The following is a 12,629-nucleotide window of genomic DNA, read 5'->3' as shown; positions in this document are numbered from 1 at the left end:
GGAGCCCAGGTCAGTCGGTGGGGCTCTCGCTCGGCGACTCGCTGGGCTCGCTCGGCGACTCGGTCGGGTCGCTCGGCGACTCACTGGGGTCGCTCGGCGACTCGCTGGGGTCGCTGGGGCTCTCGCTCGGCGACTGGCTGGGCTCGCTCGGCGACTCGGTCGGCCTGCCCGAAGGCCTCGGCTCCGACGGCACCTGAGTGGGACGCGCCGGAACCGGGGACATCGACCCGTCGGCCGACTCCTCGACCGACCGCGGGCTCGCCGGGACCGGCTCGGCGACCTCGGGGTCCTTGCTCTGCGGACCCATCGGGCTGGCTGGGCCGGCCTGCGACGGCGTCGAGGACGACTTCTCCAGCGGCGCCACCGGCGAGACCGGAGAGATCAGACTGACCCCCGACTCGTCCGTTGCGTAGCTGTGTCCTGGCTCTTCTGCTCCGGCGTTGCCGACGATCAGGCCACCAATCCCGATGCTCGTCATGGCCAGTCCCGTTGCCATTCCAGCCAAGGCGATCTGCTTGCGATGCAACACGATTCCCCCGTGATACCAACGACTCGACAAGTTCTCTGGTCGTGCACAGTAGACCTACAAAGATCGAAACTGTGCGACCACTATCGGAGTGTCGAACGTCCTTGGCAAGTCCTGGTCATCTATCGTTCGACCGATATAACCCCTGGTAGAAGGTCTGTTCGCCCGGCGCGAACGCCTCGTTCGGCCCTCGTGCGCAGCGCTACTGTGTTGGCATGGGCGAAGTGATCAGGTTTCCCGGCCATCCGCTGCCGGACCACGACAAGCCGGCGCCGCTGTGGCGTGAGGCCGCCGGCCAGGTGATCCGCGAGGAGCGGTCCCGCCAGGAGCGCACGCTCTCCGATGTCGCCGGCGATGCCGGTGTCTCGACGCAGTATCTCTCCGAGATCGAGCGCGGACGCAAGGAGCCCAGCTCCGAGGTGCTCGAGGCGGTGGGTGGTGCACTGGGTCTCGGCCTCGTCGACCTCACCGAGCGGGTCACCCGCACGCTGCGCGCGGGCGCCCGCCCGTCCGGCCCGCTGGCTCTCGCCGCCTGAGCCTCAGACCGAGGTGAGCTTGCGGCTCTCCAGGACGGCGTCCGCCAGCCCGTACGCCACCGCCTCCTCGGCGCCGAGGACGTGGTCGCGCTCGGTGTCGGCGTGGATCTCCTCGACACTCCGCCCGGTGTGGCGCGCCAGCAGCGCGTCCATCTCGGCTCGCACCCGGCCGATCTCCTTCGCCGCGACCTGCAGGTCGGTGACATCGCCCCGCTGACCGTCCTGGCCCGGCTGCTGCAGCACGACCCGCGCGTGCGGGAGGACCGTACGTCGCCCCGGCTCCCCCGCGGCCAGCAGCACCGCGGCGGAACCGGCCGCCTGGCCCACGCAGGTGGTCGCGACGGGCGAGCGCAGGAACTGCATCGTGTCGTAGATGCCGAACATCGCGGTCGGGTCGCCGCCCGGAGAGTTGAGATAGAGCTCGATCTGGGTGTCCGGCGCGTCCGACTCGAGGTGGATGAGCTGCGCGATCACCACGTTGGCGACACCGTCGTCGATCGGCGTACCGAGATAGACGATCCGGTCCGAGAGCAGGCGGCTGTAGACGTCGAGCGCGCGCTCGCCACGCGGGGTCTTCTCGACGACCGAGGGAATGGTGTAGGAGCTCATCGCGCACCCGCCGAAGCCGAGGAGAGACCGAAGGCGGCGCTGCGCTGCTGCACCGGCGTCACCGACTGCACGTCGTTGAGCACCTCGTCCACGAAGCCGTACTCGCGCGCCTCCTCGGCGGTGAACCACCGGTCGCGCAACGAGTCCTGGTCGATCTGCTCGACGCTCTGGCCGGTGTGGGCGGCGGTGATCCGCAGCATCTGCTCGGTCATCCGCGCCAGCCGCGCGGCCTGCACCTCGATGTCGGCCGCCGAGCCGCCGATCCCCGCGGACCCCTTGTGCAGCAGCACCTCGGTGTGCGGCAGGACGTAGCGCTTGCCCGGGGTGCCGGCGGTGAGCAGGAACTGCCCCATGCTGGCCGCCATCCCCATCCCCAGCGTGGAGACGTCGTTGGGGATCAGGTGCATCACGTCGTAGATCGCCATCCCGGCGGTCACCGAGCCGCCGGGTGAGTTGATGTAGAGAGAGATGTCGCGGTGTGGGTCCTCGGCACTCAGCAGGAGCAGCTGCGCGCAGATCCGGTTGGCGATCGCGTCGTCCACCTCCTGGCCGAGCACGATGATCCTCTGGTTCTGCAGTCGCGCCGTGAGCTGCTCGTCGAGCGGCCCGGCCGTGATGGGTGTCTGGGTCATGCCTTCGAGCCTGATCCAGACGTACGCCGCATTCCAGCGAATCTGCCGTAGGCAGATCTGCCCTCAGCAGATGCCGTGATGCGGGCACGCTCCGGCCGAGGCTGCGGCACACTCTCCCCCATGTTCGACGACATCGGACTCGTCCACGTCCTGGCCGCGGCCTTGCTTGCGTACGCGCTCTACGCCGCCGCGGCCGCGACAGTGACTGGAGCCAAGATGCGCAGGCTGACTCGGGATTCCGACCCCGACACCGCGTACGTGGCTCTGTGCGCGAGCCGCGGCTGGACGTACGCGAGCAGGGACGAGAGCCTGCCGACGAAGTTCCAGCTGATGCCGACGTACGTGGACTCCGCGATCACCCCCGAGCCGCAGGCGGTCAACGTGGTCACCGGCACCTATGCCGGCCGGCCGTTCCTCTCCTACGAGCACAGGTCGTTCGAGAGGGACCTTCTGGTCCAGGGCCTCTACCGTTACCGCTCGGAGTCCCTCCATCTGGTCGGCTTCGATCTTGGGCATCTCCACCCGTGGCTGCATCTGCAGCCGAAGCGCCGCAGCGACACCTTCGAACGCGCGTACGCCGTGGAGACGACCCGCAAGTCGTTCTCCACGGAGGTTCTCCACAACGAGATGCGCGACCACCTCCTCCGCCACATCGCGCGCTACCAGTTCGACGGAACGTGGCTGGTCATGGTCGTGGACGGACCCGCGCGACCGGATGATCTCGAACCACGCCTTGCCGACCTGGTCGCTTTCCTCAGCCTCGTCCCGGAGCACCTTCTAAACCGCTACTGACCGATCTCGTACGCTCTGCACGTGCGCTGCGTGATTCTCGACGACTATCAGAATGTGGCGAGGACATACGCCGCGTGGGACTCCCTCGAAGGCGTCGAGGTGACCGCGCTGACCGAGCACCTCGCAACGGACGCCCTCGTCCGGGCACTGAAGCGTGCCGAGATCGTGGTGGCGATGCGGGAGCGTACGCCGTTCCCGGCGGCCATCCTGGAACGACTGCCGAAGCTGAAACTGCTGGTCACGACCGGGATGCGCAACGCCTCGATCGACCTCGCGGCGGCGGCCCGACTGGGGGTCACCGTGTGCGGCACGCCGTCGAGCCCGCATCCGCCGGTCGAGCTGACCTGGGCGCTGATCCACGCGCTGACCCGCCACATCGTGACCGAGGCGAGCGGCCACGCCTGGCAGCAGACCGTCGGGAGCGACCTGCACGGGCGCACGCTCGGCCTGCTCGGGCTCGGCAAGATCGGCACCCGGGTCGCGGCCGTCGGCCAGGCGTTCGGGATGGACGTGATCGCCTGGAGCCCCCACCTCACCGCGGAGCGCGCCGAGCCGCTCGGGGTGCGCGCGGTCGAGAAGCACACCCTCTTCGAGACCAGCGACATCGTCTCGCTCCATCTCGTCCTCTCGGAGACCACGCGCCACGTCGTCGGTCACGCCGACCTGGCCTCGATGAAGCCGACCGCACACCTGGTCAACACCTCGCGCGCCGGGCTGGTCGACACCCAGGCGCTGGTCGCCCACCTCGGCTCCGGCACGATCGCCGGCGCGGGCCTGGACGTCTTCGACGTCGAGCCGCTGCCCGCCGACGACGTGCTGCGCCACCTCCCGAACGTGGTCGCGACGCCGCACCTCGGCTACGTCACCGAGGACAACTACCGCCGCTTCTACGGCGGCGCCGTCGAGGACATCGCCGCCTGGCTGGCCGGCGACCCGATCCGCACTCTCCTGCCGAAGGACCCCGATGCCTGACCCGATCCACCTCGCCGCCGATCTGGCACCGACCGGAACCCTGCGCGCCTCGATCAACCTCGGCAACCCGGTCCTCGCCCAGGGCACCCCCGAGGCACCGACCGGGGTCACCGTGGACATCGCCCGGGAGCTGGCGAGCCGGCTCGGCGTACCGGTCACCTTCGAGTGCTTCGACGCAGCCCGCAAGTCCTTCGAGGCGCTGCGGACCGGGGCCGCCGACGTCGCCTTCCTCGCGGTCGAACCCGCCCGGGCCGCCGAGGTCGAGTTCACCGCGCCGTACGTCCTCATCGAGGGCGTCTACGCCGTCGCCACCGACTCCCCGATCCAGACCGCGGACGACGTCGACCGCCGCGGCGTGCGAGTCGGCGTGAAGGAGGGCTCGGCCTACGACCTCTTCCTGACCCGCACCCTGAAGAACGCCGAGGTCGTACGCGGCGTCGATGGGATCGATGCCTTCCGCGAGCTCGGGCTCGACGTCGCTGCCGGGATCCGGCAGCCCCTCGCCCGGCACGTCGCCGCCGATCCCGGTCTGCGGCTCCTCGAGCCACGATTCATGCAGATCCGCCAGGCGGTGGCCGTAGCACGGGATCACCGACCCGCCACCGTGAGCTTCCTGCAGGAGCTGGTCGAGGACCTGAAGTCCGGCGGCCGGATCGCCGAGTCGCTGGCCAGCTCGGGACAGGACGCGTCAGTCGCTCCCTGATCCCCCAGACCTGCGCCGGACGTAGGGCGTCGTGGTGCCGACCTTCACCAGCCCGGAGCGCTCGAGGATCGGCCGGGAGAACTCGGTGGAGTCGCTGTTGATGTAGCGCTTGCCCCGGGCGATGGCGGTGCGGGCGCGAGCGGCGGTCAGAGCGCGGTAGATGCCGCGGCCGCGCCACTTCTCCAGCGTCGCTCCGCCCCAGATACCGGCGAACTCCGTTCCCGGCACCATGTCGATCCGGCCGGCGCTGAGGACCTCGCCGTCCGCCTCCGCGACCCACATCTCGCTCTCCCCCGCCGCGATCCCACGCAGCTGGCTCTCGACCCGAGCCTCCGAGGCCGGTGAGCCGAAGACCGCGTCCTGCATGATGCTGGCGGCGCGTACGTCCTGCTCGCTGGTGATGGTGCGCAGACCGACCCCGTCGGGCAGCGGGACGTCGACGGCCAGCAGCCGGGCCTCGCCGACCATGATCGACTCCGGCTCATCGGGCGCGAAGCCGTGTCGCAGCAGCGCGTCGTGAAGGCCCGGCGCGTGGTCGTGGCCGCGGGTCTTCCACTCGACCTCCTCGATCCCCGGGTCGGCGTCGAAGTGCGCCACCGCCGCCGCGACCAGCTCCTCGATCCCGGCCTCGGTGGCGCCACCGAGGTCCTGGTAGGAGATGAATCCTCGTCCGCCGTCGAAGGTGGCGAGGCGAAGCGGTCCGTGCCGGGTCACCGACACCGCCCCAGTGGTCTCGGCATCGGTTCGCAACTGCTCGTCATAGGCCTTCAGCACGGCCAGAAACCTACGCCGAAGTCGTACACCGAAGCATGTAGTTATCCGGGCGCCGGCTCCGTTCCCCTCATGAATGGCGCTTACAAGGAGCGCCCGAAGTGGAAGGGTGAGGACATGCCTCGCTACCTGATGATCCTCGACTACCAAGGCGGCACCGACGAGACTCCCGGCGGGATGGCCGGCTGGAAGCCGGAGGAGGTGCAGGGCCACATGAGCTACTACGAGGCGCTCAACAAGGCCCTGACCGAATCCGGCGAGCTCGTGCACGTCGAGGCGCTGACCCCGCCGGACCAGGCGTTCGTGGTGACCTCCGACGGCACCGACAAGACCGTCACCGACGGACCGTTCCAGGAGTTCAAGGAGTGGGTCGCCGGCTACATGATGATCGACGCCGAGACCGAGGAGCGCGCCCTGGAGATCGCCGGGCTCTACTCCGCCGCGCCCGGCCCGGGCGGGCTGGCGATCCAGCAGCCGATCCAGGTGCGCCGGATGTACCACGGCACCGACGGCTCCTCGGTCGACGACACCATCGCCTTCGGCGAGGCGAGCATCGAGTGACCGAGGCGACGGCGTACGACCTGCCCGATGACCTCCTGCGGGACCTCACCCCGCAGGTCGTCGCCGTCGTCACCCGCCGCAGCGGCGACTTCTACGCCGCCGAGGACGCGGTCCAGGAGGCGCTGGTCGAGGCGGTACGCACCTGGCCGGAACGAGGCGTTCCGGAGCAGCCTCGCGGCTGGCTGATCACGACCGCGATGCGCCGCCTCGTCGACGCCAAGCGCAGCGAGTCGCGTCGTCGCGACCGCGAGCACGCCGACCATCTCGCCGAGCCCGAGGGGCGGGAGACCTCAGTGGTCGACGACTCCCTCGACGTACTCCTGCTCTGCTGCCACCCCAGCCTCACCCCGGCCTCGGCGGTGGCGCTGACGCTGCGGGCGGTCGGCGGGCTCACCACCCGGGAGATCGCGAGCGCCTATCTCGTCCCGGAGAAGACGATGGCGCAGCGGATCTCCCGGGCGAAGTCGACGATCAAGGGTCGATCGCTCGGGATCGACGGCTCCGCCGACCTCGCCGCCCGGATCCCGGCGATGATGAAGGTCCTCTACCTGCTCTTCAACGAGGGGTACGTCGCGACCGAGGGCGACCACCTGCAGCGCGTCGACCTGTGTGCCGAGGCGATCCGACTGACTCGCCTCGCCCGCACCGCGCTCGCCCGGATGACGGGGACCGCCCACGGCGAGCTCGGCGGCCTGCTCGCGCTGATGCTGCTGCTGGATGCTCGCCGCCCTGCCCGGATCGACGCGCACGGCGCGGTGGTACCGCTGGCCGACCAGGACCGGAGCCTGTGGCGCGACGAGGCCACTCGCGAGGGGGTCGCGCTGGTCGACGCCGTCATCGGCACCGGTCGGCCCGGGACCTACCAGATCCAGGCCGCCATCGCAGCGCTCCACAATCGCGCGCCCACCGCGGAGGAGACCGACTGGCTGCAGATCACCGCGCTCTACGGGTTGCTGGAGAAGGTCGCTCCCGGACCGATCGTGACGCTCAACAAGGCCGTCGCGGTCGGGTACGCCGACGGCCCCGGCCCCGCCCTCGCACTGCTCGACGAGCTCCTGCGCGGCTCCCCCGCCGGCTTCGCGGACCATCCCCGGGTGCCGGCCGTGCGCGCTCATCTGCTCGAGCTCGCCGGCGATCTGGACGGTGCGGCCGCGGCGTACGAAGTGGCCTCGGCACGGGCCACCAACCTCGCCGAGCGCCGTTTCCTGATGTCGAAGGCGGCCGCGCTGCGCGATGCTCGCCTCTGAGTTCTACTGAGAACCGTTCTCAGGCTACGCTGTGCCTGTGATCGAACTGCGCACCCCGACCCAGATCGAGCAGATGAAGCCCGCCGGCCGATTCGTGGCCGATGTCCTGACCGCACTCCGCGAGCACGCCGCGGTGGGTGTGAACCTGCTCGAGCTCGACGAGCTGGCGCACAAGATGATCAAGGACCGCGGCGCGGAGTCCTGCTACATCGACTACCACCCGAGCTTCGGCGCGATGCCGTTCGGGAAGGTGCTCTGCACCTCGGTCAACGACGGTGTGCTGCACGGCCTGCCCTTCGACTACAAGCTGGCCGACGGCGACCTGCTCAGCGTCGACTTCGCAGCCAGCGTCGACGGCTGGGTCTCCGACTCGGCCCTCTCCGTCGTCGTCGGCACGCCCCGGCAGGAGGACCTCGACCTGATCGAGACCACCACCCAGGCGCTCGCCGCGGGCATCGACGCCGCACGCGTCGGCAACAAGGTCGGCGACATCTCCCACGCGATCGCCGGCGTCGCCCGCGCGAAGGGCCTCAAGATCAACACCCAGTTCGGCGGCCACGGCGTCGGCCGCACCATGCACGGCGACCCGCACATCGCCAACGACGGCCGCCCCGGCCGCGGCTTCAAGCTGCAGCCCGGCCTCGTCATCGCGATCGAGCCGTGGTTCCTGCACACCACCGACGAGATCTTCACCGACCCGGACGGCTGGACGCTGCGCAGCGCCGACGGCTCCCGCGGCGCCCACATGGAGCACACCGTCGCGATCACCGAGGACGGCCCGCTCATCCTGACGGCCCGCGACTGACGTACGCAACGACGGCGCCCCCGCTCCTATCGAAAGGAGCGGGGGCGCCGCGCTGTTCCACCTACGACAGGTTCACTGCCGTGTCATCGATCAGGAAGCTCGTCCCGAGGGAGGAGTCCTCCGTACCGGTGAAGGTGAGGGTCACCGTCGAACCCGCCTGACCGCTGAGGCTGAGCGACTTCTGGACGTAGCCCGAACCCTTGTTGAGGTTCGAGTAGGTGGCCAGGGTGGTGGACCCGGCCTTGACCGTCAGCTTGTCGTACGCCGTGGTCGTGGTCGTCTCATCGGAGTCGACGTAGAGCCAGAAGGTGAGCGTCGCCGCACACCCCGACGGGATGGTGACCGACTGCGAGAGCGTGTCGGTGTGGGTGGACCCGTAGCCGTTCAGCCAGGCCTTGTACGACCCGGCGTGCGCCGGCGCACTGGTCGAGCTGTCGATCACGCCCGAGGAGGCGGTCCAGCCGGTCGCGCCGGACTCGAAGCCCGGGTTGGTCAGCTTCTGGCCGGAGCAGGTGCCGCCACCGGTGCCGGAGACGCTGAAGGTGAACTGCACCGAACCGGTCACACCGGCCGAGTCCGTCGCGGTGACGGTCGGCGTGAAGGTGCCGGCCGTGGTCGGCGTACCCGAGACGGTGCCCGAGCTCGAGATCGAGATGCCGGCCGGGAGCCCGGTGGCCGTGTAGGTGTAGGGCGAGGTGCCACCGGAGGCCGTGACCGCGAAGGACGAGATCGCGGTGCCGACGGTGCCGGTCTTGGAGCCCGGCGAGGCCACCGTGACGGGGCTGGAGCCGCCGGGGGTGCAGGTCGGGTCACCGGTCTGGGCCGGGACCGAGACCGCGTTCCAGGCAGCCTTGACCGCGTTGAACTCGGTGCAGGTCGTGGTGCCGTACAGGTTCTTGGCCGCGGTGAGCGTCCAGGTGCGGTACTTCAGGTACGACGACGAGGAGGTCTTGATCAGCATCGCGTTGTACATGATGTTCATCGCCTTCTGGATCCCCACGCCGGTCACGGACGAGGAGTTGCAGGTCGGCGAGGTCGGCTGGCCGTTGGTCGGGTTGGACCCCTCGGCGAGCAGGTAGAACCAGTGGTTGCCCGGCCCGGCCGCGGCGTGGACCTCGTCGCCCGGCGTCGAGGACGAGTAGCAGTTGTCGTCGCCGACCAGAGACGGGTTGTACATGTTGCGGATCGGACCGGCGCCCACCAGATCGACCTCCTCACCGACGGTGTAGTCGGGGGTGTCGTTGCCGCTCTGGTTGTCGTACCACTCGGTCGCCGCACCGAAGGTGTCCGCGACGAACTCCTGGGTGTTACCGCCCGAGATCCCACCCGGGGTGTGGTCGTCGATGCCGTGGCCGAACTCGTGGGCGACGACGTCGAGCGAGCCGATCCAGCGCGAGCCGGACTGCGAGTGGCCGATCTGCACCTGGGTGCCGTCGTAGTAGGCGTTCACGTCGTTCAGACCGACCCGGACCGGGAGCCAGCCGCCGGAGCCGTCCATGCCCGAGCGACCCAGCCACGAGGTCAGCATGCCCTTCTCCTGCTGGGCGGCGTAGAACGCGTCGACGCAGCCGGTCTCCCGGTTGGTCGGGTCGCCGTTGCCCCAGGCGTCGTCGGTGCCGGTGTAGGTCACGTTGCCCGTCGCGTTCTGACACTTCAGCGTCGTCGCGGACGGGTCCGTCATCGAGTACGTCGAGCCGGAGAGCTGCGTCGAGATCGACACGCTCCCGGAGTAGCCCGAGTTGCCCGTGCCCGCCACGACATGCTCCCTGGTGGAGAGCACCTTGCCCGTGGCGGCATCGACGAAGACCGAGAGCCGCGAGGGCTTGCCGGCCCGCGTGCCGGTCACGATCGTCTCGTACGCCAGGTCCGAGCCGGTCTCGCCCTGGAGGACGACCAGCTCGCTGGACTCCACGGCCGGCTTGGTCACCTTGCCCTTGGCGACCTTCTCCGCCTTGGCCTCGGTGATCGCGGGTTTCGTGGTGGCCACCTTGACCGGGGCGTCCTGGGCGACCGAGGTGCCCAGCAGGTTGCCCTCGCCATCAGCGGCGACGACGAAGTCGCCGCCGACGACACGCAGGCCCTGGTGGGTGCGGTCGTAGGAGACGTACTGCAGCCCGGAGGACTGGTACGTCTTCAGCCGGACGGCCTCGTCCTTGGCGCCGAGCTTCAGCGCCGCGGGGTCGGCGGCGACGAAGGCCGCAGCCGACTTCTCCGCCTTGGTCCTGGCCTCCTTGCCGGCGACGACCGAGCGGCCGTCCTCCGTCTCCTGGGATGCCACGGTGCCCTTGCCGGGCTTGGGGTCGGTGGCCGCCTGCACGCCTGTGGGCATGCTGATGGCGGCCACTGCCGAGATGAGGGCCATGGTCAGGCCCTGCGCTACGCGTCTGTTGTTCACGCAGACTCTCCTTGAGCCGGCCCCGCCGAAGCGGAGCAGCCGATACTGACTCATGGACAGTGGCGATCGGGCGCGGAGACGGTCAATCAGGTTAGTGCTTCATAACCTTGCAGTGCAGCGAGTCGTATTTACGACAACATATGAATACCCACGGGTACATCTCGGATGCGTCAGTTCACGCGGGAAAACAGAAGTCAGCCGCTGGCGTCTCGGGTCACCAGCGGCTGACAAGAAGAACGTTAGCCGACGAAGCCGAACGCGTGCAAGCACCTGCAATGCAGAAGGCTGCAAATGATCCGACCGGGCTACTCGGACCACCCGAGCGGGCTATGAGCGCGGGTTCTGCGAGCGCTGCGTACGCCGCGCGTCGCGCTGCCGTCGCAGCCGGCGCACCAGGACGCCGTCGTAGGCGAGCGCCTCGGGCTTGTCGATCAGATCATTGACGGCTCGGTGGTACTCGGCGGCACTCATCCCCAGCTGCTCGCGGACCGCGTCGTCACGGCCGGTTCCAGCCGACCACCAGGAACGCTCGAAGTCGAGCAGTCGCTTCTCGTTCTCGGAAAGGCCCGGCTGCCCGTCGGCAGACCCGGGGCTGTGGGGCGCCTCGGTCATGTGTACATCATCCCAGGCGCGACGGACGGCTCCGAAACCGCCACGCGCCACCGTCTCGAACTACCCGGCATAGCCCATCTGGGCCATCTTCATAAAAGTGCAGATCAACTCTTTGAAGGTCGCCGGCCGGTCGGCTAATCTCTTCCATGTCAGCCGCTGGTGACCCGAGACGCCAGCGGCTGACTTCTATTTCGGCGGGTGCTACACCTCCGCGGTGTCCTCGCCGTGCGTCCCCGGACGCGGCGCCCAGGGCAGCTCCTTCGCGGCCCGTACGACGACCAGCCGGTCCCCCCGCGACAGCGTGCCGACGACCGGGTCGAAGTAGCGGAAGACCTTCTCGTCGCGTACGACCGCGATCACCTGGTCGGCCAGCTGCTGCGGCTGCTTGCCGACCTCGTTGACCAGCAGGTCGCGCTCGGCGACCTCGAGGCCTGTGCCGGAGTTGAGCAGGTCCTCCATGACCGACCCCAGGGTCGGCGAGATGGTGGACAGACCCATCAGCCGGCCGACCGCGTCGGCGGAGGTGATCACCGAGTCGGCTCCGGACTGCTTCATCAACGGCGCGTTCTCGCGCTCTCGCGCGGCGGCGACGATCCATGCCTCGGGGTTGATCTGCCGCACCGTCAGGATCGTGAGCACGTTGGAGTCGTCACGGTTGGTGGTGATGATGACCTGCTCGGCGTCCTTGACGCCCGCCCGCATCAGCACCTCGCGACGAGTGGCGTCGCCGGTGACCACCGCGATCCCGTCGGAGTGGGCATCCGAGCGCGCCACCGGGTCCGGGTCGACCACGACGAACTCCTCCGGATCCGCTCCGCTGGTCAGCAGCGTCTCCACGGCGCTGCGGCCCTTCGTGCCGTAACCGACGACAACGATGTGCTGGGACATCTTCTTCCTCCAGCGAGCGACTCGGATGAGGTCACGGCCCTGCTTGGTGAGGACCTCGAGGGTGGTGCCGATCAGCAGCACCAGGAACGCGATGCGGGCCGGCGTGATGATGAACGCGTTGATCATCCGCGCATGCGCCTCGACCGGGGCGATGTCGCCGTAGCCGGTCGTGCTCAGCGTGACCGTCGTGTAGTAGATCGCGTCGATCAGGCTGATCTGGCCGGTGGGATCGTTGTTGTCGGCGTACGCGTCGCGGTCGAGATAGACCAGCAGGACCGTCCCGACCAGGATCGCGAGCGCGGCCAGCAGCCGCCGCCCGAGCTGCCACCACGGAGACCGCACCGTCTCAGGAAGAGCGACCTGCTCGACACCGGCCCACTTCGGGGCGAATGCAGATGTCTCGGACACATCAGTGACCCTATCCGCCGCGCTGCGTCGGCTGTTGCATGAGTGCCTCCGACGTCGCCGTGTCACCAGCCAGATGCCCGCGCTCGCCGGTCACGACGTGGTCGTCGCGCCACGCCGCAGAGGGCTCTGGACGGGAGACGGGCGCCATGCCCCCGAAGGGACGATGGCGCCC

General features: G+C 69.3%; 15 protein-coding genes. 9 read left to right on the top strand and 6 right to left on the bottom strand.

Features of this window, described 5'->3' with window-relative positions:
- The first annotated feature begins 17 nt into the window (after positions 1-17).
- The 3 genes from ACIRON_RS21345 (at position 18) to ACIRON_RS21335 (ending at position 1,062) form a co-directional block, all read left to right on the top strand.
- Positions 18-197, top strand: coding sequence for a hypothetical protein (locus tag ACIRON_RS21345; RefSeq protein WP_402995246.1), 180 nt, complete (start codon positions 18-20; stop codon positions 195-197).
- Positions 198-413 (top strand): hypothetical protein, encoded by a 216-nt coding sequence (locus tag ACIRON_RS21340; RefSeq protein WP_402995244.1) that lies wholly within the window; start codon positions 198-200, stop codon positions 411-413. It begins immediately after the preceding gene.
- Between the two features lie 328 nt (positions 414-741).
- Positions 742-1,062, top strand: coding sequence for a helix-turn-helix domain-containing protein (locus ACIRON_RS21335; RefSeq protein ID WP_402995242.1), 321 nt, complete (start codon positions 742-744; stop codon positions 1,060-1,062).
- Positions 1,063-1,065: 3 nt separating this feature from the next.
- Here the strand turns inward: ACIRON_RS21335 and ACIRON_RS21330 are convergent, their stop codons facing one another.
- Together ACIRON_RS21330 and ACIRON_RS21325 are read right to left on the bottom strand one after the other, a co-directional pair.
- On the bottom strand, positions 1,066-1,671 hold the full coding sequence (locus ACIRON_RS21330) for a ClpP family protease (RefSeq protein ID WP_402995240.1): 606 nt from the start codon (positions 1,669-1,671) through the stop codon (positions 1,066-1,068).
- On the bottom strand, positions 1,668-2,303 hold the full coding sequence (locus ACIRON_RS21325; protein ID WP_402995238.1) for a ClpP family protease: 636 nt from the start codon (positions 2,301-2,303) through the stop codon (positions 1,668-1,670). Before ACIRON_RS21325 ends, ACIRON_RS21330 begins: the two co-directional genes overlap by 4 nt.
- A gap of 120 nt (positions 2,304-2,423) precedes the next feature.
- Between ACIRON_RS21325 and ACIRON_RS21320 the strand changes: the two genes are divergently transcribed.
- The 3 genes from ACIRON_RS21320 to ACIRON_RS21310 are packed head-to-tail and all read left to right on the top strand — an operon-like array spanning position 2,424 to position 4,770.
- Positions 2,424-3,095, top strand: a complete 672-nt coding sequence (locus ACIRON_RS21320; protein ID WP_402995236.1) for a hypothetical protein — start codon at positions 2,424-2,426, stop codon at positions 3,093-3,095.
- A 54-nt stretch (positions 3,096-3,149) separates the two neighbouring features.
- Complete coding sequence (locus ACIRON_RS21315) at positions 3,150-4,067, top strand: D-2-hydroxyacid dehydrogenase family protein (protein ID WP_402995234.1); 918 nt, start codon at positions 3,150-3,152, stop codon at positions 4,065-4,067.
- Positions 4,060-4,770 carry a transporter substrate-binding domain-containing protein gene (locus ACIRON_RS21310; RefSeq protein ID WP_402995232.1) on the top strand — a complete coding sequence of 237 codons (711 nt, stop codon included), beginning with the start codon at positions 4,060-4,062 and terminating at the stop codon, positions 4,768-4,770. The genes ACIRON_RS21315 and ACIRON_RS21310 overlap by 8 nt, the downstream gene beginning before the upstream one ends.
- Here the strand turns inward: ACIRON_RS21310 and ACIRON_RS21305 are convergent.
- The gene (locus ACIRON_RS21305; protein WP_402995230.1) at positions 4,756-5,544 is read right to left on the bottom strand and encodes a GNAT family N-acetyltransferase; all 789 of its coding nucleotides are present in this window, start codon (positions 5,542-5,544) and stop codon (positions 4,756-4,758) included. The genes ACIRON_RS21310 and ACIRON_RS21305 overlap by 15 nt on opposite strands.
- A 69-nt stretch (positions 5,545-5,613) precedes the next feature.
- Here ACIRON_RS21305 and ACIRON_RS21300 point away from each other — a divergent pair, with 69 nt between their 5' ends.
- Genes ACIRON_RS21300 through map form a run of 3 tightly spaced genes read left to right on the top strand, consistent with a single transcriptional unit; the run spans position 5,614 to position 8,154 of the window.
- On the top strand, positions 5,614-6,102 hold the full coding sequence (locus tag ACIRON_RS21300; protein WP_091040979.1) for a YciI family protein: 489 nt from the start codon (positions 5,614-5,616) through the stop codon (positions 6,100-6,102).
- On the top strand, positions 6,099-7,349 hold the full coding sequence (locus ACIRON_RS21295) for an RNA polymerase sigma factor (protein ID WP_402995228.1): 1,251 nt from the start codon (positions 6,099-6,101) through the stop codon (positions 7,347-7,349). The genes ACIRON_RS21300 and ACIRON_RS21295 overlap by 4 nt, the downstream gene beginning before the upstream one ends.
- A 37-nt stretch (positions 7,350-7,386) precedes the next feature.
- Entirely contained in the window at positions 7,387-8,154 is a 768-nt protein-coding gene (gene map, locus ACIRON_RS21290) for a type I methionyl aminopeptidase (RefSeq protein ID WP_402995226.1), read from the top strand.
- A gap of 61 nt (positions 8,155-8,215) precedes the next feature.
- On the opposite strand, the gene ACIRON_RS21285 is transcribed toward map, so the two are convergent.
- The 3 genes from ACIRON_RS21285 to ACIRON_RS21275 all read right to left on the bottom strand — a co-directional run bounded on the left by ACIRON_RS21285 (position 8,216) and on the right by ACIRON_RS21275 (position 12,457).
- Complete coding sequence (locus ACIRON_RS21285) at positions 8,216-10,549, bottom strand: M4 family metallopeptidase (RefSeq protein ID WP_402995224.1); 2,334 nt, start codon at positions 10,547-10,549, stop codon at positions 8,216-8,218.
- A 327-nt stretch (positions 10,550-10,876) separates the two neighbouring features.
- Positions 10,877-11,161, bottom strand: a complete 285-nt coding sequence (locus tag ACIRON_RS21280; RefSeq protein WP_091040975.1) for a DUF3263 domain-containing protein — start codon at positions 11,159-11,161, stop codon at positions 10,877-10,879.
- Positions 11,162-11,362: 201 nt separating this feature from the next.
- Positions 11,363-12,457, bottom strand: coding sequence for a TrkA family potassium uptake protein (locus ACIRON_RS21275; RefSeq protein WP_091040974.1), 1,095 nt, complete (start codon positions 12,455-12,457; stop codon positions 11,363-11,365).
- Between the last annotated feature and the right edge of the window lie 172 nt (positions 12,458-12,629).

This window comes from Nocardioides sp. NPDC101246, from assembly GCF_044767415.1.
Classification (GTDB): Bacteria; Actinomycetota; Actinomycetes; order Propionibacteriales; family Nocardioidaceae; genus Nocardioides.
The sequence above is the reverse complement of the archived record's forward strand: the minus strand, read 5'-3'. Positions and strand labels throughout refer to the sequence as shown.

Bases quoted from the DNA above. Each gene is read 5' to 3' on its own strand.
- ACIRON_RS21335 (WP_402995242.1), top strand. From the start codon at position 742: ATGGGCGAAGTGATCAGGTTTCCCGGCCATCCGCTGCCGGACCACGAC.
- ACIRON_RS21330 (WP_402995240.1), bottom strand. From the start codon at position 1,671: ATGAGCTCCTACACCATTCCCTCGGTCGTCGAGAAGACCCCGCGTGGC.
- ACIRON_RS21325 (WP_402995238.1), bottom strand. From the start codon at position 2,303: ATGACCCAGACACCCATCACGGCCGGGCCGCTCGACGAGCAGCTCACG.
- ACIRON_RS21320 (WP_402995236.1), top strand. From the start codon at position 2,424: ATGTTCGACGACATCGGACTCGTCCACGTCCTGGCCGCGGCCTTGCTT.
- ACIRON_RS21310 (WP_402995232.1), top strand. From the start codon at position 4,060: ATGCCTGACCCGATCCACCTCGCCGCCGATCTGGCACCGACCGGAACC.
- ACIRON_RS21300 (WP_091040979.1), top strand. From the start codon at position 5,614: ATGAATGGCGCTTACAAGGAGCGCCCGAAGTGGAAGGGTGAGGACATG.
- ACIRON_RS21280 (WP_091040975.1), bottom strand. From the start codon at position 11,161: ATGACCGAGGCGCCCCACAGCCCCGGGTCTGCCGACGGGCAGCCGGGC.